Annotated in this window: 20 protein-coding genes; 11 read left to right on the forward strand and 9 right to left on the reverse strand. The window is 61.4% G+C overall.

The window, feature by feature from the left end; all coding sequences use genetic code 11:
• Window positions 1–45 precede the first annotated feature (45 nt).
• A complete protein-coding gene (locus QD336_RS19595) occupies window positions 46–1026 on the forward strand; it encodes an alpha/beta fold hydrolase (RefSeq protein ID WP_499171823.1) in 981 nt (326 codons plus the stop codon).
• 81 nt (window positions 1027–1107) lie between these two features.
• Here the strand turns inward: QD336_RS19595 and QD336_RS19600 are convergent, their stop codons facing one another.
• Together QD336_RS19600 and QD336_RS19605 are read right to left on the reverse strand one after the other, a co-directional pair.
• Window positions 1108–1236: a hypothetical protein gene (locus tag QD336_RS19600; protein WP_499171824.1), complete on the reverse strand. Its 129-nt coding sequence runs from the start codon at window positions 1234–1236 to the stop codon at window positions 1108–1110.
• 5 nt (window positions 1237–1241) lie between these two features.
• Window positions 1242–1658 (reverse strand): organic hydroperoxide resistance protein, encoded by a 417-nt coding sequence (locus tag QD336_RS19605; protein ID WP_269344773.1) that lies wholly within the window; start codon window positions 1656–1658, stop codon window positions 1242–1244.
• A 381-nt stretch (window positions 1659–2039) separates the two neighbouring features.
• On the opposite strand from QD336_RS19605, the gene QD336_RS19610 reads away from it, so the two are divergent.
• From QD336_RS19610 to QD336_RS19620, 3 genes are all read left to right on the forward strand, one after another.
• Entirely contained in the window at window positions 2040–3815 is a 1776-nt protein-coding gene (locus tag QD336_RS19610) for a cytochrome c biogenesis protein DipZ (protein ID WP_269344772.1), read from the forward strand.
• 44 nt (window positions 3816–3859) lie between these two features.
• On the forward strand, window positions 3860–4618 hold the full coding sequence (locus QD336_RS19615; protein ID WP_269344770.1) for an alpha/beta fold hydrolase: 759 nt from the start codon (window positions 3860–3862) through the stop codon (window positions 4616–4618).
• A gap of 289 nt (window positions 4619–4907) precedes the next feature.
• The gene (locus QD336_RS19620) at window positions 4908–5681 is read left to right on the forward strand and encodes a hypothetical protein (protein ID WP_499171825.1); all 774 of its coding nucleotides are present in this window, start codon (window positions 4908–4910) and stop codon (window positions 5679–5681) included.
• A 60-nt stretch (window positions 5682–5741) separates the two neighbouring features.
• Here QD336_RS19620 and QD336_RS19625 read toward each other — a convergent pair whose 3' ends face one another.
• Entirely contained in the window at window positions 5742–6620 is an 879-nt protein-coding gene (locus QD336_RS19625) for a helix-turn-helix domain-containing protein (protein ID WP_499171826.1), read from the reverse strand.
• Window positions 6621–6750: 130 nt separating this feature from the next.
• Here QD336_RS19625 and QD336_RS19630 point away from each other — a divergent pair, with 130 nt between their 5' ends.
• Together QD336_RS19630 and aroE are read left to right on the forward strand one after the other, a co-directional pair.
• Window positions 6751–8334: a GMC family oxidoreductase N-terminal domain-containing protein gene (locus QD336_RS19630; RefSeq protein ID WP_499171827.1), complete on the forward strand. Its 1584-nt coding sequence runs from the start codon at window positions 6751–6753 to the stop codon at window positions 8332–8334.
• On the forward strand, window positions 8324–9172 hold the full coding sequence (gene aroE, locus QD336_RS19635) for a shikimate dehydrogenase (RefSeq protein ID WP_499171828.1): 849 nt from the start codon (window positions 8324–8326) through the stop codon (window positions 9170–9172). Before QD336_RS19630 ends, aroE begins: the two co-directional genes overlap by 11 nt.
• 108 nt (window positions 9173–9280) lie before the next feature.
• On the opposite strand, the gene QD336_RS19640 is transcribed toward aroE, so the two are convergent.
• The 3 genes from QD336_RS19640 to QD336_RS19650 form a co-directional block, all read right to left on the reverse strand.
• Window positions 9281–10114 carry an aldo/keto reductase gene (locus QD336_RS19640; RefSeq protein ID WP_499171829.1) on the reverse strand — a complete coding sequence of 278 codons (834 nt, stop codon included), beginning with the start codon at window positions 10112–10114 and terminating at the stop codon, window positions 9281–9283.
• 14 nt (window positions 10115–10128) lie between these two features.
• Window positions 10129–11154 carry an LLM class oxidoreductase gene (locus QD336_RS19645; RefSeq protein WP_499171830.1) on the reverse strand — a complete coding sequence of 342 codons (1026 nt, stop codon included), beginning with the start codon at window positions 11152–11154 and terminating at the stop codon, window positions 10129–10131.
• A gap of 63 nt (window positions 11155–11217) precedes the next feature.
• Window positions 11218–12399: an MFS transporter gene (locus tag QD336_RS19650; RefSeq protein ID WP_499171831.1), complete on the reverse strand. Its 1182-nt coding sequence runs from the start codon at window positions 12397–12399 to the stop codon at window positions 11218–11220.
• 154 nt (window positions 12400–12553) lie between these two features.
• Here QD336_RS19650 and QD336_RS19655 point away from each other — a divergent pair, with 154 nt between their 5' ends.
• Complete coding sequence (locus tag QD336_RS19655) at window positions 12554–13462, forward strand: LysR family transcriptional regulator (RefSeq protein WP_499171832.1); 909 nt, start codon at window positions 12554–12556, stop codon at window positions 13460–13462.
• A 78-nt stretch (window positions 13463–13540) separates the two neighbouring features.
• A complete protein-coding gene (locus QD336_RS19660; RefSeq protein WP_499171833.1) occupies window positions 13541–14665 on the forward strand; it encodes a zinc-dependent alcohol dehydrogenase family protein in 1125 nt (374 codons plus the stop codon).
• A gap of 25 nt (window positions 14666–14690) precedes the next feature.
• On the opposite strand, the gene QD336_RS19665 is transcribed toward QD336_RS19660, so the two are convergent.
• A complete protein-coding gene (locus QD336_RS19665; protein ID WP_499171834.1) occupies window positions 14691–15590 on the reverse strand; it encodes a LysR family transcriptional regulator in 900 nt (299 codons plus the stop codon).
• A gap of 190 nt (window positions 15591–15780) precedes the next feature.
• Here QD336_RS19665 and QD336_RS19670 point away from each other — a divergent pair, with 190 nt between their 5' ends.
• The 3 genes from QD336_RS19670 to QD336_RS19680 all read left to right on the forward strand — a co-directional run bounded on the left by QD336_RS19670 (window position 15781) and on the right by QD336_RS19680 (window position 17792).
• Window positions 15781–16473 carry a type 1 glutamine amidotransferase domain-containing protein gene (locus QD336_RS19670; RefSeq protein ID WP_499171835.1) on the forward strand — a complete coding sequence of 231 codons (693 nt, stop codon included), beginning with the start codon at window positions 15781–15783 and terminating at the stop codon, window positions 16471–16473.
• Between the two features lie 80 nt (window positions 16474–16553).
• Window positions 16554–17393: a type 1 glutamine amidotransferase domain-containing protein gene (locus tag QD336_RS19675; protein WP_499171836.1), complete on the forward strand. Its 840-nt coding sequence runs from the start codon at window positions 16554–16556 to the stop codon at window positions 17391–17393.
• A gap of 102 nt (window positions 17394–17495) precedes the next feature.
• Window positions 17496–17792: a putative quinol monooxygenase gene (locus QD336_RS19680; RefSeq protein ID WP_499171837.1), complete on the forward strand. Its 297-nt coding sequence runs from the start codon at window positions 17496–17498 to the stop codon at window positions 17790–17792.
• A 112-nt stretch (window positions 17793–17904) separates the two neighbouring features.
• On the opposite strand, the gene QD336_RS19685 is transcribed toward QD336_RS19680, so the two are convergent.
• Window positions 17905–21000, reverse strand: coding sequence for a multidrug efflux RND transporter permease subunit (locus QD336_RS19685; protein ID WP_499171838.1), 3096 nt, complete (start codon window positions 20998–21000; stop codon window positions 17905–17907).
• A 14-nt stretch (window positions 21001–21014) separates the two neighbouring features.
• Window positions 21015–22190 (reverse strand): efflux RND transporter periplasmic adaptor subunit, encoded by a 1176-nt coding sequence (locus QD336_RS19690; RefSeq protein ID WP_499171839.1) that lies wholly within the window; start codon window positions 22188–22190, stop codon window positions 21015–21017.
• Between the last annotated feature and the right edge of the window lie 96 nt (window positions 22191–22286).

Below are 22286 nucleotides of genomic sequence, written 5' to 3' on the forward strand. Positions count from 1 at the left end.
CCCTCCGGTGCACGCCTCTCTCCGCATGCAGGCAGGAAAAACGAGATGACCGACAATCCGATCGAACTGGCAATCTCCCGACGGCACATCCTGCTGGTCGGCGCCACCCTTTCCACCGCCATGGCCATGCCATCGCTGGCTTTTTCAAAAACTACCAAAACACCGAACGAAGGAGTATTTCCCATGACCGAATCATTCGTCAAAACCAAAGACGGTGTGGATATTTTCTACAAGGACTGGGGTCCGAAAGACGCCCAACCGATCGTTTTCCACCATGGCTGGCCGCTGTCTTCAGACGACTGGGATGCCCAGATGCTGTTCTTCGTCCAGAATGGCTACCGCGTCGTCGCCCATGATCGCCGTGGTCATGGCCGCTCCCAGCAGGTGAGCGACGGCCACGACATGGATCATTATGCCGCCGATGCATCCGCCGTGGCCGAACATCTGAACCTCAGGAACGCCGTTCATATCGGCCATTCGACCGGTGGTGGCGAAGTTGCCCGTTATGTCGCCAAATTCGGCCAGCCGCAGGGCCGTGTCGCAAAGGCCGTGCTCGTGTCAGCCGTTCCGCCGCTGATGCTGAAGACGCCGGCAAACCCGGGTGGCCTGCCGATCGAGGTTTTTGACAGCTTCCGCAAGGGTGTGGCCGATAATCGCGCCCAGTTCTTCCTCGACGTCCCGGCCGGCCCCTTCTACGGCTTCAACCGCCCGGATGCCAAAGTCTATCCCGGTGTGGTCCAGAACTGGTGGCGTCAGGGCATGATGGGTAGCGCCAAGGCCCACTACGATGGCGTCAAGGCTTTCTCCGAGACCGACCAGACGGAAGATCTCAAGGCGATCACCGTGCCGACGCTCGTTCTGCATGGCGACGACGATCAGGTTGTGCCGATCGCAGCTTCCGCGGAACTGTCGGTCAAGCTTCTGAAGAACGGCACGCTGAAGGTCTATAAGGGCTATCCGCACGGCATGCTGACCACCCACGCCGATGTCCTCAACCCCGATCTGCTGGCCTTCGTGAAAGCCTGACGATCAAAAATCGGCCATCACCCGCCCAACCCTTTGCGACAGTGTTCCGCAAACGGGGTTGGGCGGGATTATTGCTGTAAATCACCCCGAGATCGCCGACACCGCGACGAGACCTGCGAGCGGCGATGGCTCCGGCGAGAATGCGTCATAGGCGCAGGGAGCCGCGAAAATGGCGACCGCCAGCATGGCGACAATGATGCTGCTTTTCATGAAGGTCACGCGACGTTCAGCTCGACATCAATGTTGCCACGGGTCGCCTTCGAGTAGGGGCAGGTCTGGTGGGCTTCCTCGACGAGCGCCCGGGCGAGTTCCGCATCGAGGCCGGGCAGGCTGACATTCAGGCGGGCCTGCAGGAAATAGGCGCCGTCCGTGGTGCCGAGATCGACTTCCGCATCAACGGCGGTATCGGCGGGAAGCCTGAGCTTGCGCTTGCCTGCGGCAAGCCCCATCGCGCCGATGAAGCAGGCCGACCAGCCGGCTGCGAAAAGCTGTTCGGGATTGGTGCCCGGCCGGGCGGTACCGGGAGGAGACAGCTTGATGTCGAGCTCGGCATCGTCGCTGCGCGCAAAACCGTCGCGGCCGCCGGTGGTGTGCGTCTTGCCGGTATAGAGAACCTTTTCGATCTTCGTCATGGAACATTCCTTCGTTTGTCGCTGATAGCGATGTTTTTTGACGGGGAACGGTTTGGAGGATCGGCGTATCCGGCATGTTTCACGGAATGCCCGAAATGTATCAAAGGGTAACAACGGGCCGGAACGATATCTTCCCATACAAGATCCGGGGAGCCGGCCCGTATTCCCCCACGGAAGATCACTTCCGCCGCAAGCGACCGTAGAGCCTGACAGCCCCCCATGTTTCACTCTGTAGGGCGCAAGCACAATTCCTACACACCGATACATTTCGACCCGGATCCGGACACATCCGGGATACGTCACCTCGACCAGATTGGCTCCATTGCTGGTCGAGCCGCATCGCCGCCCAGAGCCCGAACCCCGGTTTCAAAGGAAACGATGATGACGCTTCTTATCATTGCCTATCTTGGAGGTGCGCTGACCATATTCAGCCCCTGCATCCTCCCTATCCTTCCCTTCGTCTTCGCCCGCGCCGGGCAGCCCTTCATGCGCAGCACCCTGCCCATGCTGGCCGGTATGGCCGCCACATTCGCACTCGTCGCGACGCTTGCGGCGGTCGGCGGAAGCTGGGCGATCCATGCCAATGAATATGGTCGCCTCGCGGCCCTGCTGCTCCTCGCCGTCTTCGGTGTCAGCCTTCTTTCGCCGCGCATCGCGAGCATCGTCACCCAGCCGGTCGTCGATTTCGGCAACCGGCTGCTGAATGCCTCGGGCCGCGCCGGTTCCACGCCGACCGCCGCAAGTTCGCTGGTCCTCGGCATTGCCACCGGCCTGCTCTGGGCGCCATGCGCAGGCCCCATCCTCGGCCTCGTGCTGACGGGCGCAGCCCTGCAGGGCGCAAACCTCGAGACAACCTTCCTGCTCACGGCCTATGCCGCCGGCGCCGCCACCTCGCTTGCCGTCGCATTGCTTGTCGGCGGCAGGATCTTTGCGGGCATGAAGCGTTCCCTCGGTGTCAGCGAGCGAATCCGCCAGGTCCTGGGAGCTGCCGTTCTGGCCGGCGTTTCGGTCATCGCGCTCGGCCTCGATACCGGACTTCTGGCACGCCTTTCCTATGCCAGCACCGCCTCCTTCGAACAGGCCGTGCTTGACCGGCTGCATGCAAGGCAGGCGTCCGGCGCACCGTCGGAGGTCGCCAGCAATGGCGCGGTGGTCACGGCCGCCGATACCTCGCGGCCGTTCCGCAGCGACTTGCCCGTCGAAGGCCGCGCACCTTCGCTCGACGGCGCAGTCGAATGGCTCAACTCGCCGCCGCTGACGAACGAACAGTTGCGGGGCAAGGTCGTGCTCATCGATTTCTGGACCTATTCCTGCATCAACTGCATCCGCACCATTCCTTATGTGCGTGCCTGGGCAGACAAATACCGGGATCAGGGACTTGTCGTCATCGGCGTGCATGCTCCGGAATTCGCCTTCGAAAAGAAGATCGACAACGTCAAAAAGGCAATCGGCGATTTCAAGATCGGCTATCCGGTGGCGATCGACAACGACTACAAGATCTGGCGCGCCTTCGAGAACAGCTATTGGCCGGCCCATTATCTGATCGATGCCAAGGGCCAGATCCGTTACCACCACTTCGGCGAAGGCAATTATCCCCAGACCGAACAGGCAATCCAGGACCTGCTGCGCGAGGCCGGCAGCGAGATGGCGGCAAGCGCGCCGGTGACGCCCGATGCGAAGGGCGCGGAGGCAAGCCCTGATCTGGAGAATATCCGCTCGGGCGAAACCTATCTCGGCTACAAGCGTGCCACCAGTTTCGCCTCGCGGGAAACCCTGCATGCCGATGCCGCCACCAGCTATTCGGTCGCCGAACCGGGCCTCAACCAATGGGGCCTTTCCGGAACCTGGACCGTGGGTGCGGAGCAGGCAACGCTCGACCAGCCGGGCGGTGGTATCGCCTACCGGTTCAGCGCCCGCGACCTGCATCTGGTTCTCGGACCGGGCCCCTCCGGCAAGCCTGTCCGCTTCCAGGTAACGATCGACGGCAAGGCCCCCGGGGCCAACCACGGTGCCGACACCGATGCCGATGGCAACGGCTCCGTGACATCCACCAGACTCTACCAGCTCGTCCGCCAGTCCGCAGACGTGGAAGCACGGAACTTCGAAATCCGTTTCCTCGATCCGGGTGTGGAGGCCTACGCCTTCACCTTCGGCTGAACCACCCCTTCCCCAACCTGATACCAAACCACAGGAGTTGACCCATGAACCGCCGTTACATCGCAACCCTCGCACTCGCATTCGCCACCAGCGCAATCGCCTTCGCCGCACAGGCTGCCGAGGTGAAGAACATCGTCATCGTGCATGGCGCACTCGCCGACGGCTCCGGCTGGCGCAAGGCGACCGAAATCCTCGGAAAGCGGGGCTTCAACGTCACGATCGTACAGGAACCGATCACCTCGCTCGCTGACGATATCGCCATGACCAACCGGGTACTCGATCTTCAGGATGGCCCGACGCTGCTTGTCGGCCACAGCTATGGCGGCATGGTCATCAGCGAAGCGGGACACAATCCCAATGTCGCCGGTCTCGTTTATGTCGCGGCCTTCCAGCCGGATAAGGGCGAAAGCCTGCTCAGCCTTGCAAGTTCCAAGCCGGCCGGCGGCATGAACATCCGTGAGACGAAGGACGGACAATTTCTCTATATCGACCCCGCCGCCTTCGCGAACGACTTCGCCGCCGACCTGCCGAAGGACGAGGCCGCATTCCTCGCCAGATCGCAGGTCTTCGCCGCCAAGGAAGCTTTCTCGGCCAAGATCGGCGATCCCGCCTGGAAGACGAAAAAGAGCTGGTCGGTCGTCGCCACCGAGGACCGCTCGATCAATCCCGATCTCGAGCGCGACATGGCAAAACGTGCCGGCAGCGATGTGACGGAGATCAAGGCCAGCCATGCGGTCTTCGCCTCGCAGCCCGAAAAGGTAGCCGCGGTCATCGAAAAGGCGGCGAAGGAAGCCAGCCACTGATCCATGACGACGGACCGCCGTTACCCGGCGGTCCGCTTCACCGGGGCATGGTTCGGTGGCGATCGTCCGGCGTGTCGCATCGCCGCCTTGGCCAATGTTGCATGGTTGCCGAGGGCCACGGCAGTACAGGCTGTGCCGGAAAACACCGAGGCGAAAACCGGGCCGGTGGGTGCGGGTTTACCCGGGTTACAACCAGCCTCGAGCAAGATGTTCATGTCATAGGCTGAAGTCGGAACTGGCGGATGCGAAGGCTTCCTTTCAGGTTCCTGCGGCGCTCTGGAGGCCCTTGATGAATCGTGTCGTGCTTGCCCGCTATCGCGAACCATTGGACTGGATAAAGCTCATCCCCGATGACTTCGAAGTCATCATCTACAACAAGGGCGATAAAATCGAAGCGCCCGGCATACAGCAGCGCGCGTCGCAGATCATCGATCGTCCCAATGAAGGGCGGGAGTCGGAAACATACCTCCATCATATGCTGACCAATGTGCGGGACGATGACGGTTTCACCGTCTATGCCCAGGCAGGTCCTTTCGAACACAGCCCGGACTTCATTGGCTTGCTGCACACCCGAAAAAGCTGGGCCGATCTACAACCGATGTCGTGGCAATGGCTCTCAGAGAAAAATGTGCCGCCGCCGCTCCTTCTTTCCGAATACGAGCGTGGCCTTTTCGGGAGACCGCGCGTGCGCCTCGAACGGTTCTCGCTGCTGACCTGGGGGCCGATCGACTTCATCGATCAGGGCGCCTGGGGTATGGGCAACGTCTACCGCGCCATCCACGGCCTGCCTGAAGGGGCCAATATTGCCAGCCACTTCCTCGACCTGGCCGGACTCGATGATTTGGCGGCGGAGGCCGAGCGCCATATGGTGGGCGTATTTTCCTACGGCGCCATCTTCGCCGTGCGCAACAGCAGGGTCGCTTCCGTCCCCAGCGCATCCATCGACATTCTGCGCAAGCTCTCGGTGTCCGGCGCCGTCTACGGCTACATCCTCGAGCGCCTGTGGCTGCACTTTTTCGGCGAAAGGTTTACCCTGCCGAAGCTGGCACCACAGCCGCTTTGACGACGCCGCGGAGTGCAACTTCCGCCCATCTGCTTTGCAAGCCTCGGGAAAATTGAGACATCAACCGTCGCTCACCCGGGAACGTGATGCAAACTGCCGCCGGTAGTCGCCGGGCGTCATGCCCCTGGCCGCGCGAAACTGGCGCGAAAAATGCGCGGGGTCGGAAAAACCGGTCTCCTCGGCGATCCGGGCGAGAGATCGATCCGTCTGCGCAAGCAGGCGGCATGCGCCGCCGATGCGCAGCTGGCCGACATACTGGCTGATCGTCATGCGGGTCGAGCGTTTGAAGAGCCGCTGCAGCTGGCTGTCGCTGAGATGCGCGATCTCGCTCAGGGGCTTGATGCTGATGGTTCCGGTATAGTGGGCATGAATGTGACTGAGCACCCGCTGCATGCGCGCCCGGTCGCGCGGCACGGTGCTGGCGCTCGTTTCTCCGCTCGAAAGCGGCCTGCGGTCTGATGCCCGGGAAAGATCGACTAGGACACCAAGTAGCGTCAATATTTGCTGTTCCGGCGCGATTTCATGCAGCGTCGCCAGACGCTCCCGCACTTTCACCAGCTCCGCCTCCCCGAAACAGATGCCGTGGCCGCTTTCTTCCAGCAGGGGTTTGATGGCGGTCAGTTCCGGGGTCAGCGCGATCAGTCCCTCGATCCAGTCACGGGTAAACCAGCAGACCACCGCACGATGAACGCCCGGCGTCTCTATCAATGCCTGCGACTGCCAGGCATGCGGCAGGTTCGGACCGAGAAGAACGAGATCGCCATCGCCGTAGCTCTCCACCGAATCCCCGACAAAACGCATGCCGGCACTGTTGAGCGTCAGGGTCAGCTCGAATTCGGGATGGTAGTGCCAGTTGAAGGGAAATTCCGGCAGGCGGCGATCGAACAGCAGCCAAGAACGATCGGCCGGGACGCTGACGGCCTCGAACCATGGCTCCATCTCTTTCGACCTTTCTCGCAAATCGTGGCAGAAGAATGCGGCAATCATACAAGAAAACGCGGCAGGCGGGAATGGCCGATCCAACCGCAATCACTATCCTCGGCCAAAAAGCGCATTGCGAGGAGGAGACATGTCTTTCAGCTCACAGGGGGATCCACACGGTAAACCCGATATCGTCATCATCGGCTCCGGCGTCGGCGGAAGCTCGGTCGCACTGAAACTCGCCGCGACGGGTGCGAAGATATTGATCATCGAGCGGGGAGAAAAACTACCGAACGAACCCGAAAATGCCGATGCGGAAGCCGTTTTCGTTCAAAACCGATATCGCACCACCGATCTCTACCGCGATGAAACCGGGCGCAACTATCGTCCCGGACAATATTATTATGTCGGCGGCCATACCAAATTCTACGGAACCGCCATGTTCCGTTTTCGCGACCGCGACTTCCGCGAAGTTGCGCATGAGGATGGGGTTTCGCCCGCATGGCCCGTGTCCTATGCGGAGCTTGAACCGTTTTATACCGAGGCCGAACGGCTTTTCGGCGTCAGGGGCAGGGCCGGAGACGATCCGACCGAGCCGCCGCGCTCGGCACCCTACATGCATGCGCCGATCCCCCACGAACCCCTCATCGGGCGCGTGTCGAAGGGCTTCGAGCGGCTGGGGCTGCGCCCCTTCCACATGCCCTCGGCAATCGATTATGGCCCCGGCGGCCTCTGTCGACGCTGCGGCACCTGCGATGCCTTCGTGTGCCGCTTCGATGCCAAGGGCGATGCCGAGACCCGGCTTCTGCGCCCGGCGTTAAAACACCCAAATGTCTCGCTGCTGACCGGCGCGCGGGTGCGCCGGCTGATTGCCGATGCCGATGGCAAACATATCGTGGCGGCGGCAATCGAACGGGCTGGCGAAATCACGACAATCGAGGCGCCGCTTTTCGTTCTCTCGGCGGGGGCCATCAATTCCGCCCTCATCCTGCTTCGTTCGGCAGACGAGAAGAACCCGAACGGCCTTGCCAATTCCTCCGGTGTCGTCGGTCGTTACCTGATGAACCACCATTTAAGCGGGCTGATGGGATTGTTGCCATTCACCGTCAACGACACCCGTTTCCCGAAAACCATGTCGCTCAACGATTTTTATGACGGCACGCCGGGCGATGAGGCCGCCCGCGGCAATGTCCAGATGCTGGGCAATATTCAGGGCCCGATGATCCGCGCGGCCTATCCCTGGATGCCGAGACCTCTTGCCAATCTTCTTGCCCGCCACAGCGTCGATTTCCTCGTCATGTCGGAGGACACGCCGAAATATGACAGCCGGGTAAAGCCATTGGGGGAAAATGGCGCGGAGGTGGCCTACCGTCCGGGCGACCGGGAAGCCCATGAGCGATTTGTGCGGCATATGCGTTCATTATTGAGGAAAAATGGTTTTCCCGTCGTTCTCGGCCATTCCTTCGGCATCGAAGCGCCGTCGCATCAATGCGGCACCGTCCGCATGGGTGACGACCCGAACGAGGCGGCGCTAAACTCCCTCTGCCTGACCTACGATCACCCCAATCTCTACGTCGTCGATGCCGGGTTCTTCCCGTCCTCGGCCGCGCTCAATCCAGCGCTCTCCGTTGCGGCACAGGCGTTGCGGGTCGGCGATCATATTCGCGAAAGCCGGTTTGCAGGCCTTCGCGCCCATGACATTTCATCCACGGAGAACAACCATGCCCCATGACTTCCTCGCCGAGATCACCGGCTCCTTCGCCATGCCGGCCGGGGAAAACCCGACGGTCGCCATGATCGAGGCTGCCTATCAGCATCACGGCCTGAACTGGCGCTATATCAATCTGGAGGTCAGCCCCGAAAACCTGAAGGATGCCGTGGCGGGCGCGCGCGCCATGGGCTGGGCCGGGTTCAACTGCTCCATTCCCCACAAGGTCGCGGTCATAGAGCATCTCGACGGCCTGGGCGAATCCGCAGAAATCATCGGCGCGGTCAACACCATCGTCCGGCGGGGCGACAGGTTGATCGGCGAAAACACTGATGGCAAGGGTTTCGTCAAGGCGCTTCGCGATGTCGTCGATCCGAAGGGCAAGAAGGTCGTGCTGTTCGGTGCCGGTGGAGCGGCGCGTGCGGTCGGTGTCGAGGTGGCACTCGCCGGTGCGGCGCATATCACCATCGTCAACCGCAACCGGGAACGTGGTGAAACCGTGGCGCGGCTGATCGATGAAAAGACGCCCGCCGCCGCCGTCTTCGCCGCATGGGAGAACACCTTCGCCATTCCAGAGGAGACGGATATCGTCATTCACGCCACCTCGGTCGGCCTTTATCCCGATATAGACGGCTTGCCCGACATCGATCTAAGAACGCTGCGCCCCTCCATGGTCGTTGCCGACGGCATCCACAATCCGCCGCGCACGCGGCTGATCCGTGCCGCCGAAGCCGCGGGCTGCAAGACGGCCGATGGTCTCGGCATGCTGGTCAATCAGGGTGTCATCGGCATCAAATACTGGACCGGTGTCGATGTCGACGCCTATGTGATGCGGCAGGCCCTCATCGGTCTCGATCTCTGAGGGTATCAATAGACGAAGCGAACGTTCCTCCTGTCGAAGACGCGTTTCATCCACGATAGGCATTTGAACAGATGAAGGGAGAGGCGTAACGCCCCTCCCCTGCGGATATCAGGCAGCCTTGTCCCAGACCGGCGCGAGGCCGTCGGGCGATACGATGCGGCCACCCGGAACAGCCAGAGCATGGATGGCGGCCATTTCATCAGCAGAGAGTGCGAAGTCGAAAATCGCAAAGTTCTCGACAGCGCGGGCCTCGCCAACCGTTTTGGACAGCGCAATGACGCCTTCCTGCTGAACAAGCCAGCGCAGAACCACCTGCGCGACCGACTTGCCGTGCCTTGCGCCGATGTCCTTGAGGACGGCGTCGTTGAAGACCTTGCCGTCGGCCATGCCATAATAGCCGGTGATCAACATGCCGGCCTTCTTCGCCGCAGCGATGACGACGTCCTGGTTGATGTAGGGATGGTATTCGATCTGGTTGGTGACGATCGGGGCCTTGGAGAGCTTGACCGATTCAGCCATCAATTCAGTGTTGAAGTTGGAAATGCCGATGTGGCGAACCTTGCCGGCTTCCTTCACCTCGTTCAGCGCGCCGATCTGCTCGGCAAGCGAAACCGTTTCATTCGGCCAGTGCAGCAGAAGCAGATCGACATAATCGGTCTTCAGCTTCTTCAGGCTCTCATCGACGGATTTGATGAAGGCGTCATGCCCGTAATTCTCGACCCAGACCTTGGTGGTCAGGAAGATATCACCGCGAGCGACGCCGGAATTGGCGATGGCTTCGCCGACCTCCGCTTCATTGCCATAAATCTGCGCGGTATCCACATGGCGGAAACCGGCCTTCAGCGCATGCGGAACGATCCTGAGAACATCGGGACCGGGCATGCGGAAGGTGCCGAAGCCGAGGGCCGGAATGGTGGCGCCATTGGCGGTTACGTTGTGCATTGGTTTCTCCTTGGTTATTCCGCAGCGGTCTTCGCCGGGGAGGATTGGCGGTTGAGGACAGGCAGGACATCGCGCGACAATTCGTCGATCACCTCATCGAGCGGCCGCCGCGAAGGCCGCAGCAGAAGTGCGAGATGATCGACGCCGGCGTCTTCCAGCGCATTGAGATGGTCGATGAAGGCATTGCGCCCAATTCGCGCGCCAAAACGGCGCGGTGTCGGCTGCTCGTCCGGATCATCGGCGAGATCGAGATGAAAAGCGCTGACGAAAGCGCCGCGCTGCAGGCCGAGACCTTTACGGGTAGCGGTCCAATCACGCGCCTGGGCGGCGAGCCGCTCCAGCCCGTTGGGATAGACGAACCGCCCTTCCATATTGGCGGCGATCCAGTCCGGTGACTGTTGGCCCTGCCCGGCAATGATCATCGGAATCTGCGACTGCTGCGGCTTCGGCAGCAGATCGAGGCTCGGTTCGATCCGGCCGTCCCCGAGCGGCAGACCACCGGTCTTCCAGGCATCGCGCAGATAGGAGACGGCACCACGAAACGCTTCGCCGCGGCCCTCGAAATCGAGACCGAGCAGCGGATATTCCACCGGCCGGTCGCCGGAGGCGACGCCGAGGATCAGCCGGCCGCCGGAAAGCTGATCGACGGAGGCTGCGGCCTTTGCGACCATCATCGGATGGCGTAGCGGCAGGACGATGGCCGCCGTGCCGAGGGCCACGTTTTCGGTGATACCGGCGAGGTAGCCGAGATTGACGAAGGGATCATAGACCGAACCGGCATCGCCGAAATTATTCGGATCGAAGACCGGCACGTCGCGCATCCACACGGCGGCAAAACCGGAACGGTCGACCTGGCGGATGAGAGCGGGATAGCGGGTGAGATCGGGAACGCCGAAGGGACGGCCTTCCCGTGCGCGCTGTTCTTCCCGCTCCGGTGACCAGTCATTGTCGAGCGGCAGTTCGATGCCGAGCGTCAGGCCACCTGCGGGTTTGCGAATGAGGTCAAGCGCGGAAGAATGGCCTGTGTTTGAAGGGGACATCAGAATTCTCCAGAATAAATCGGGTGGGGTCGGCCCGGCGCATATACGCCGGGCCTTCAGGCATCAGGCGGCCTTCAGCACGGGGGCCGCGCGGCGGTCTAGTGCGCCGCTCCAGATGGTCAGCAGCAGGGCGACCGCGACGAGGATGGCGCCAACCCACGGGGTTGCTGCGAGGCCCAGCGGCGATTCAACGACCAGACCGCCGAGCCATGCACCGATGGCAATGCCGAGATTGAAGGCGGCGATGTTCAGCGCCGAGGCAACATCGACGGCACCCGGGCGGTGTTCCTTGGCGAGCTGCACGACATAAAGCTGCAGGCCCGGGACATTGGCAAAGGACAGGAAACCGAGAGCTACCAGCGTGATGAGGGTCAGGACCGGCGAGACGGCCGTGAAGGAAAAGACGAGCAACACGATGGCTTGCGCCAGGAAGAGGCCGATCAGTGCCTTGACCGGATTGTGGTTGGCGATCCTGCCGCCGCCGATATTGCCGGCAGCAATGGCAATGCCGTAGAGCACAAGGATCAGGCTGACGCTGGATTCCGAAAAGCCGGTAACATCCTGAAGGATCGGCGCCAGGAAGGTGAAGGCGACGAAGGTGCCCCCGTAGCCGAGTGCGGTCATGGCGAAGACGATCAGCAGGCGGCCGGAACCGAGCACGCGGACCTGATCGAGAATGCTCGCCGGAGGGGCTTTTTTCAGCGTGTTCGGCAACAGGGCAGCAATACCGGCAAGGGCAACGATGCCGAGAGCGGCCACCACCCAGAAGGTCGCACGCCAGCCGAAGACCTGACCGATATAGGTGCCGATCGGCACACCGGTGACGATGGCGACCGTCAGACCCATGAACATCATGGCGATGGCGGAGGCGCGACGGTTTTCCGGCACGAGATCGGCGGCGATGGTAGAGCCCACCGAGAAGAAGACACCGTGAGCGAAGGCCGCAAGAACGCGGGCGACGAGCAGAAGCTCATAGCTCGGCGACAGGGCCGCGACGGTGTTGCCGACGATGAACAGGGCCATAAGGCCAAGCAGGAGCGGCTTTCTTTCAATCTTGCCGGTGAGCGCCGTCAGGATCGGCGCGCCGAAGGTGACGCCGAGCGCATAGACGCTGACGATGAGGCCGGCAAGCGGCAGGGTGATGTGAAGGTCGTTCGCCACCGTTGGCAGAAGGCCGACAATGACGAACTCCGTTGTTCCGATCGCATAGGCCGCGATCGTCAAGGCGAAGATGGCTAGGGGCATGACAGGTTCCTCTCCGCTCACCGCCCGGGTGAGGGTTGCAGGGACAGCGTTGCTGTCGGTTGGAATTGCTGTGATGCAATATGGTCGAAGAGGGCTTGCGTGATAATCGACACTATTGGATAAATAGCTTTGAATTAAATTCACAGGCGGGCACATGGACAATCGCACCGGTGAAATGGAAGTGTTTGTAAGTGCTGCGGAATTGCAGAGTTTTTCGGCAGCGGGACGACGCCTGAAACTCTCGCCATCGGCCGTCAGCAAGCTCGTCACCCGCATCGAAGACCGGCTCGGAACCCGCCTGCTCGTCCGTTCCACCCGCATGATGACGCTGACGCCGGAGGGAGAGGTCTATCTGGCACGGGCCCGGAGAATTCTGGCAGACATCGCCGAGACGGAGCAGATCGTGGCGGCGGGCGGAAAACTGGTGCCGAGGGGATTGTTGCGAGTGAACGCTTCCGTTGGCTTCGGCGAACGGTATCTCCTCCCGCTCGTCCCGGCCTTTCTGGAACTCTATCCCGAAGTCCAGCTCGATATCTCGCTGACCGATGGCATCATTGGCCTGATCGAGGAGCGGACGGATATCGCCATCCGCTCCGGGGCCATGGATGACTCGTCCCTGAAAGCCAGGAAACTTCTCGACAGCCGGCGGGTCATCATCGCCTCTCCGGCTTACATCGAACGGCATGGCATGCCGAAAATACCGGCCGATCTTTCAGCCCATAATTGCTTCAGCTTCAATTTCCGTCGCAGCCTCAATGAATGGCCGTTCCGCAATCCGGGATCGACGGAAATCTACCGCCTGCCGGTATCCGGTAACAGCTCCGTCAACAGCGGCATGATCATGCGCCGGCTCTGTCTTGCCGGCAGCGGTCTCGGCCGCGTGGGCCAGTTCCATGTCCAGCCCGATATCGATGCCGGGACACTCGTGCCGGTGCTGGAGGACTACAATCCCGAAGACATCGAAGAAATCCATGCCGTCTTCGCCGGACATGAGCACCTTGCGACCCGCATCCGCGCATTCATAGACTTCCTCGCCGAACATGTCGGCAGGGACCGGGTATAGCGGTTGATGGAATTGCGCATGCTATCAATGCCGTGGAAAGATGGCGTTGATGAACGACTATACGTGGAGGGAGAAAGAATGCAGGTCAAAGCCGCGATATTGCGAGAGATGAATATCTCTCGCCCTTACGCCACCAGCAAACCGCTTGCGATCGAAGAGATCGAGCTTGCTCCGCCCGGGCCCGGCGAAGTCCTCGTCCGCATCCGCGCCGCGGGCCTCTGCCATTCCGATCTTTCCGTCATCAACGGTGACCGGCCCCGCCCGATGCCGATGGCGCTCGGGCATGAAGCGGCAGGCGTCGTCGAGGCGCTGGGAGAAGGCGTGCGCGATCTTGAGCGCGGCGATCATGTGGTCATGGTCTTCATGCCAAGTTGCGGTCATTGCCTGCCCTGTGCGGAAGGCAGGCCCGCGTTGTGCGAACCGGGCGCCGCCGCCAATGCCGCAGGCAGGCTGCTGGGTGGCGCCAGCCGCCTGAACTATCATGGTCAGGCCGTCCATCATCACCTTGGTGTATCGGCTTTCGCCGAATATGCCGTCGTGTCGCGCAATTCACTGGTCAAGATCGAACGGGACCTGCCCTTTGTCGAGGCAGCACTTTTCGGCTGCGCGGTTCTGACGGGCGTCGGCGCCGTGGTAAATACGGCCAGGGTCAGGGCCGGCTCGACCGCCGTCGTCATCGGGCTTGGCGGTGTTGGCCTTGCCGCGGTTCTCGGAGCCCGGGCAGCGGGCGCCAGCAAGATCGTCGCCGTCGATCTTTCCGAGGAAAAGCTTGCGCTTGCCGGCGAACTTGGCGCGACCGCCGTCGTGAACGGGCGCGATGAGGATGCCGTGGAACAGGTTCGCGAAATCACCTCCGGCGGTGCCGACTATGCCTTCGAGATGGCCGGTTCCATTCGCGCCCTCGAAAACGCCTTCAGGATGACCCGTCGCGGCGGCACAACCATTACTGCCGGCCTGCCGCCGCCGGGTGCGGCCCTGCCGGTCAATGTCGTCCAACTGGTCGGTGAGGAGCGGACGCTCAAGGGCAGCTATATCGGCACCTGCGTACCTCTGCGGGATATTCCGCGCTTCATCGCCCTTTATCGCGATGGCCGCTTGCCGGTGAACCGCCTTCTGAGCGGGAGGCTGAAACTCGAAGACATCAATGAAGGGTTCGACCGCCTGCACGACGGAAGCGCCGTTCGGCAAGTCGTCGAATTCTGAAACCGGCAACACAGCCCGCTCGCGATTATCTCTCCACGAGAAAGTCGATGAGCGCACGTGTCGCGGCCGACAGGCGCCGGTGCGGGGCAAAGATCAGCGAAAAAGGCCGGGAGCGGCCCTGCGCATGGTCCAGCACCTCGACAAGACGCCCCTCTTTGACGCGGTCGCGAACGATGAAATCATAGGTCTGGCAGATACCAAGACCGCTTTCGGCCAAAGACACGACACCCAGCACATCGTCAAACACACGGATGCGGCCGGGTGGCGTCCAGTCCAGATCGCGGCCTTCGACATGAAACAGCCACGGCGCGCAGCGCCCCGTGCTCGGCATCACGAAAGGCAGACACTGGTGTTTAGCCAGGTTTTCGACATGCAGGGGCATGCCCGCCCGTTCGAGATAATGCGGGGCGGCGACAAGACGTAACGGCGCGTCCTCCAGTTTGCGCGCCACAAGCCCACTGTCGGGCAAGGGGCCGAGACGGATAGCCAGATCGTAACCTTCCGCCACCAGATCGACATTGCGATTGGTGATGCTCAATTCGATCTGGACTTCAGGATAGGCCTGCATGAAACGCTCCAGCATGGCAGGCAGCCGGTAATGGCCATAGGTCGTCGGCACGCTGATGCGGACATGGCCGGTCAATGAGGCTCCCGTCGGCCCCTGAATTGCCCGTTCCGCATCGTCAATCATCGAAAACGCCGCGCGTGCCTGTTCGAGATAGGCCCGGCCTTCATCCGTCAAACTCAGGCGCCGTGTGGTTCGCCGCATCAGCTGCGCGCCAAGCCGGGTTTCCAGACGGGTGATCGCCCTGCTGAGAACCGATGCCGTCGTCGCAAGCGCAACGGCTGCCTCCGTCATCGAACCTTTTTCGGCAACGATGATGAATGCCTCCACGTCGCCGAGATGATCAAACCGCCGCCCCATTTTGGTCCCTTGCGAATAAGTCAGCTTCCCTTGGGCAAGTCTTATCCCCGATCATCGCGCCAACAAAGTGATTTCATCCATCTGAGAACAAATGAATTCCTCGAAGGCCCATTTATCCACTCGGTAGGCTTCAATACATTTACCTCATCAAATGCGATCCAGTCTCATCCTCTGATGTCAGGAGCAATTCATGACAAGCGCAACTCAGCCTATCAAACCGGTTCTCTTCGTCCTCACCAGCCACGGCACCAAGGGCGAGACGGGTGAACCCACCGGCTTCTACCTTGGTGAAGTCACCCACCCGCTCGCGGTCCTCGATGCTGCTGGCATCCCGGTCGAATTCGCCTCGATCGATGGCGGCGAACCGCCGATCGACGGCCTCGACCTCAATGACCCCACCAATGCGCATTACTGGAACAGCGAGGGCTTCCGCCACGCCATCCGCAACACGTCGCGCCTTGCCGATCTTGACCCGGAAAATTACGCGGCGATCTTTTTCGCCGGCGGGCACGGCGCGATGTGGGACTTTCCGACAAGCCCGGCGGTCAACAGCCTCACCCGCGGCATTTACGAGGCGGGCGGCGTTGTCGCTGCTGTTTGCCACGGCCCGGCGGCCCTGGTGAATGTCACGCTCAGCAACGGCGCCCATCTCGTCGCCGGCAAGAATGTCGCCGCCTTCACCGATGACGAGGAACGGGCCGTCAAGCTGGACAAGACCGTTCCCTTCCTGCTGGCCAGCACGCTCACCGCGCGTGGTGCACATCATCATCCGGCCGCCGACTGGACGGCGAAGGTCGTTGTCGACGGAAGGCTGGTCACGGGCCAGAACCCGCAATCGGCGACCGGCGTCGGCGAAGCCTTGCGCGACCTCCTGACCGCCTGAACGGCATCACCACACCACGAATAACATATCAGCGCTCCCCGCCCATGCGGGGCAGGGAGTGCCCATGTCTGGAGAAAAACATGAAACCCATCCGCACCTTCGCCCTCGCCCTTGCTCTTGGAACCGCCGCATTCAGCGCACAGGCAGCCAATGTCCTGGTCGTCCTCTCGGATTCAGACCGTCTCGATCTCAAGGACGGCAAGGTTTTCGAGACCGGCTTTTATCTCAACGAGCTGATGCAGCCGGTAAAGGCGCTGCTGGACGCCGGCCACGACATTACTTTCGCCACGCCGAAGGGAAGCGCCCCTACTCTCGATAAATCCTCGGTCGACAAGATGCATTTCGGTGGCGACGTTGCCGCCATGGAAGAGAACAGTGCGCTGCTCGAAAAGCTCAACCTGACCTCGAAGGAAAAATCGCCAGTCGTCAGCCTCGCCCGCGTCGAACAGATCGGTTACGACCATTTCGATGCCGTTTATGTGCCAGGCGGCCATGCCCCGATGCAGGATCTTCTGGTCAGCCCGGAACTGGGCAAGCTCCTGACCGACTTCCATACCAAGGGCAAGACCACGGCCCTTGCCTGCCATGGACCGATCGCCCTGCTCTCCACCCTGCCCGATGCGACGGCCTTCACCGCAAAACTTGAGACAGGCGATACAGCAAAGGCCAAAGGCTGGATCTATGCCGGTTATAAGATGACCGTCATCAGCAATGAGGAAGAGGGCATCGCCAAGGGCCTGCTGAATGGCGGCGAAATGAAATTCTACCCGCAGACGGCACTGGAAGCGGCCGGAGGCAATTTCAGCAGCAACCAGACGCCGTTCACGTCCCACATCGTGACCGACCGCGAACTGATTACTGGCCAGAACCCCGCTTCCGCCCCGGCGGTCGCCCAGGAGCTGCTGAAGCGCCTGAAATAAGCCTGCCCGTTCCGGCTCCATGCGATAACCAGCGCCGCTCCCGATCCGGAGCGGCGCCCCGATATCATTCATCCCGAAATTCAGCAGCCCGACAGGACAAAAATGACCAGCAGCATCAAAGTCATGGCCCGCGTCATGATAACGCCCGGCAGGGAAGGCGCATTCGAGAAATATGCGACGGAACTATCCCTCGCCACGGGGGCCGAAGAGGGATGCCTCTCCTATCGTCTCCATCGCAACCTCAACCAGAAGGGCGTTTACGTCTTCATCGAGGAGTGGGCGTCCCCCCAACTATGGGAGCGACACATGTCCGGCGACGCCATCCGTCTTTTCAATACGCAACTGCCGCCGGGAACGATTGCCCACATCGAGATCCATCCACTCGAACAGATCGCCTGATGCGGCATGGATACGGCTCTCATCGCAACGCCCCTCGCCCGGAGGCCGAGAGCCGAACCGGGCGCGGGCCTCGCGGATTTGCCTGATCCATCTCTCAAGAGCGATCCACCCCCTAAGCCCGGCTGCGCGCGGCGGACCAAAGCCGTGCCACCATGATGTAGAAGACAGGAACAAAAAACACGGCGAGAAGCGTTGCCGAGATCATCCCCCCGAAAAGCCCGGTTCCAATGGCATTCTGTGTCTCGGAGCTTGCGCCTTTGGCGATCACCAGCGGCACGATGCCAAGGGTGAAGGCGAGCGAGGTCATGACGATGGGACGCAGGCGTAACCGCGAGGCTTCGATGACCGCCTCGGCGACAGCCTGTCCGTCCTGCTGGCGTTTGCGGGCGAATTCAACGATCAACACCGCATTCTTGGCCGAAAGCCCGATCAGGGTGATCAGTCCGACCTTGAAGAAAACATCGTTTTCCAGCCCCCGCAGGTGAACGGCAAGGACGGCGCCGACAATGCCGAGCGGGACGACAAGCATGACCGACAACGGCACCGTCCAGCTTTCATACAATGCCGCCAGCACCAGAAAAACGATCAGGAACGAAAAGGCCATCAGCAACGGCGCCTGTGCTCCCGACTGACGCTCCTGGAGCGATTGCCCCGTCCATTCGAGCGCAAATCCTTTCGGAAGCCTCGAGGCGAGACGTTCCATCTCCTCCATCGCCTTGCCGCTTGAGACGCCGGGGGCCGCGGAGCCGGAAATGCTGGTGGAGGGATATCCATTGTAGCGTGTGAACTGCAGCGGAATTGTCGACCACTTCGGCGTAACGATTTCCGAGAGGCGAACCATCTTGCCGGCATCGTTTCTGACATGGAGGTTCAGGACGTCATCCACCTGCATGCGGCTTGCAGCCTCGGCTTGGACTATCACCTGCTGCAACCGGCCATCGCGAGGAAAATCATTGACATAGGTCGAGCCCACCGCACCGCCCAGCGTGTCGCTGATCGTCGCATAGGAAACACCGAGCGCACCGGCCTTCTGGCGGTCGATTTTCAACGCCACGCTGGGGCCGCTCGGGAGACCGTCGACACGGACGTCTTTTAGAAACCTGCTCCCGGCAGCCAGTTGGGTAAGCTCGGTCGCAGCCGCGTTCAGGGCCTCCGCTCCACGATTGGCGCGGTCCTGAAGGCGCAGGGCAAAGCCGGACGTGCTGCCCAATTCGTCGATGGCAGGCGGTTTCAGGCTGAATATCTGCCCTTCATCGGCTGCCGACATGGCCGTGGTCGCGGCGGCGACTTCTTCATCGACGCCGGTCTTGCGTGTGCCCCATTCCTTCAGCGTGGTAAAGGACATCGTCGTATTGGGCCCCGAGCCGGAAAAGCCGAACCCCGTGATGGTCAGGTTGTTGTCGATGTCAGGGCGCGTTCTTACATGGTTTTCGAAGAGATCCACGACCGCACGCGTGCGCTCGGCGGTGGCGTCCGCCGGCAGGGTGAAGGATGTCATGAAGGATCCCTGATCCTCGTCCGGAACGAAGGCGGTGGCGAGCGTGCCGTATCCATAGACCACCGCGCCAACAATGGCCGCGTAAACCAGGGTGACCCGCCCGGTTTTGCGGATGAGGATTGTCACCCAGCCGGCGTAACGCCCGGTCAGGCGATCGAAACCGCGATTGAACCAGCCAAAGAAGCCTTTGCGATGGTGGTGATCCTCTTTTACCGGCTTGAGCAGGGTCGCGCAAAGCGCAGGCGTGAGGCTGAGCGCCAGAAAGGCTGAAAACAGGATAGAAACCGCCATGGACACCGTGAACTGGCGATAGATCGCACCCACGGAGCCACTCGCCATGCCCATGGGAAGGAAGACGGCGGTCAGGACAAGGGTGATGCCGATCACCGCCCCGGTGATTTCCGTCATCGCCTTGCGGGTTGCCTCGCGCGGTGAAAGCCCTTCGGTCGCCATGAGGCGCTCGACGTTTTCGACGACCACGATGGCGTCGTCGACGATGATGCCGATGGCGAGCACCATGCCGAACATGGTCAATGCGTTGATTGAATAGCCGATCGCCAACATGACCGCGAAGGTTCCGAGAAGGGCGATGGGGGCGACGATCGCCGGAATGAGCGTGTATCGAATGTTCTGCAGGAACAACAGCATGATCAGGAATACGAGGCCCATGGCCTCCAGAAGCGTCTGGACGACCTTCTGGATTGAAACCTTCACGAAGGGTGCCGTGTCGTAAGAAATGGCATATTCCATTCCGGCGGGCATGGTGCTCGACAGTTCCGCCAGACGCTCCCTTACGCCGCTGGATGTGTTGACTGCATTCGCGCCCGGCGCAAGCTGGATTGCGGCGGCCGTTGCAGGCTTGCCTCCATCGAGAATGGAGAAGCTCGATGTCTGCGATCCGACCTCGATTTTTGCCACATCCCCCAGTGTCAGCTTCGACCCGTCGGGATTGGAGCGCAGAATGACCTCAGCAAACTCCTCCGGCGTCTGCAACTGGCCGGAGACGCTGAGCGGAACGCTGACCTTCTGGCCTGGAAGAGCGGGCGCCTCGCCAAGCCGGCCGGGCGTAACCTGAACATTCTGCGACTGGATGGCCTGCGTGACCTCCGCCATCGAAATGGAATAGGAAACGAGACGTGCAGGGTCCAGCCAGATGCGCATCGCCGCCTCGGAGCCGAAAGACTGGACACGGCCGACGCCCGTTACGCGCTTCAGTTCAGGCGCGATGTTGCGGACGAGATAGTCGTCCAGCGCCAGTGCGTCGAGCGTACCGTCTGCGGACTTGAGAGAAACGATCATCAAGAAGCCGGCGGAAGCGGCTTCAACGGTCAGGCCGGCACGGCGCACCTGCTCGGGCAACCGCGGCTCCACCGCCTTCAACCGGTTTTGAACATCGACCTGCGCAAGCTCCAGATCGGTGCCGGGCTTGAACGTGGCGGTGATCGTGGCGCTTCCAGAGCTGTCCGCCGATGAATCGAAGTAGAGAATGTTCTTCGCGCTCGACAGTTCCCGTTCGATCAGGCTCGTGACGCTGTCATTGATTGTCTGCGGCGTCGCCCCCGTATAGGTGGCGTAGATGGAAACGCTGGGCGGTGCGATGACGGGAAACCGCGAGACGGGAAGCTGCGGGATAGAAATCACGCCGGCGATCACGATAAGGATGGCTATGACCCAGGCGAAAACCGGCCTGTTGATGAAGAACTGCGGCATTGGTCATCCGCTCCTTAGCTTTTAATGTCATTGGTGAGAGGCTGGCTCCGGGATGTTTCCAGCCGCAGGCCCGGCTGGACGCGATCCTGTCCCAGCACGACGATTGTTTCCCCGCCGGAAAGCCCGCGCGTGACCATGTACCTGCCGTTCACCAGCGCTCCCACCTCTATGGTCCGGCGGTTACCGGTCTGGTCGGCGTCCACCACGACGATCTGCGGCCGCCCGGACGGATCACGGATGACGGCTTCCTGCGGCACCATCAGCGCGTCGGCATAGATCGCGCGCGGAACCATCGCCCGGATGTACATCCCCGGCAGCAATTGTTTCTGAGGGTTGGGAACCAGAATACGGATACCGAGGCTGCCGGTGGCGACATCAACGGATGTATCGGCAAACAGCACCTTTCCGGCATACGGGTAGGGATTGCCGGCAATGGTCAGGATTTTGACCGGCAAGCCTTCCGGGTCCGCAATGCCGGATTCGGATGCCATGTCATGAAGCAGTTCCAGGCTCATGGCCGACTGGCGCACATCCACATACACCTGATCGATCTGGTAAATGACGGCGAGCGGCGAGGTTGCCGCGGACGAGACCAACCCGCCCTCGCTCATGAAGGACTGACCGATCACGCCTTCGATGGGGCTGCGGATCGTCGCATAGGACAATTCGAGTTTCCGCCTGGCCAGATTGGCCTTGGCTTCCGCAACGCTTGCCTTTGCCTGGGCCAGCGCCGCCGTGGCATTGTTGAATGATTCCGCACTCGCGATTTTCTGCGATGAAAGCAATCCGGCGCGATCGAATTTTACCTGTGCGTTCAAGAACTCGGCTTCCGTGCGGGCCAGCACGGCCGCCGCGGCATCCGCATCGGCTGAAAACGGGGCCGGGTCGATCTGGAAAAGGGACGTATCCGCCGCGACGAAGCTTCCTTCCTTGAAAAGCTTCTTCTGAATGATGCCGCCGACCTGGGCACGGATTTCCGCAGTGCGATAGGCGGAAACGCGCCCCGGCAGTTCGTCATAGACGGTTACGCTTTCAGGCTGGACCGACATGACGCTGACGCGCGCCGGCTGCGCCTGTTCGGCGTCGGTTCCTTCGCGGCCGGATTGGTCTTCGCTGCAGGCGGACAGCAAGAAGGCCGAAAACAGCAGCGTGCCAAGTGTCACAGGGCGCGGGAGGCATCGCATAGGCATTGTTCATCCATTTAAAAAACAGGCTTCGGGTGCCTACCGTTAAGGCCTCTGGATGTGGCTTATGTGGACGCCGTGTTGCGGTTCTGTGGAGGCGCG

It is taken from the genome of Rhizobium sp. BR 250 (assembly GCF_047445855.1).
Lineage (GTDB): Bacteria > Pseudomonadota > Alphaproteobacteria > Rhizobiales > Rhizobiaceae > Agrobacterium > Agrobacterium tumefaciens_I.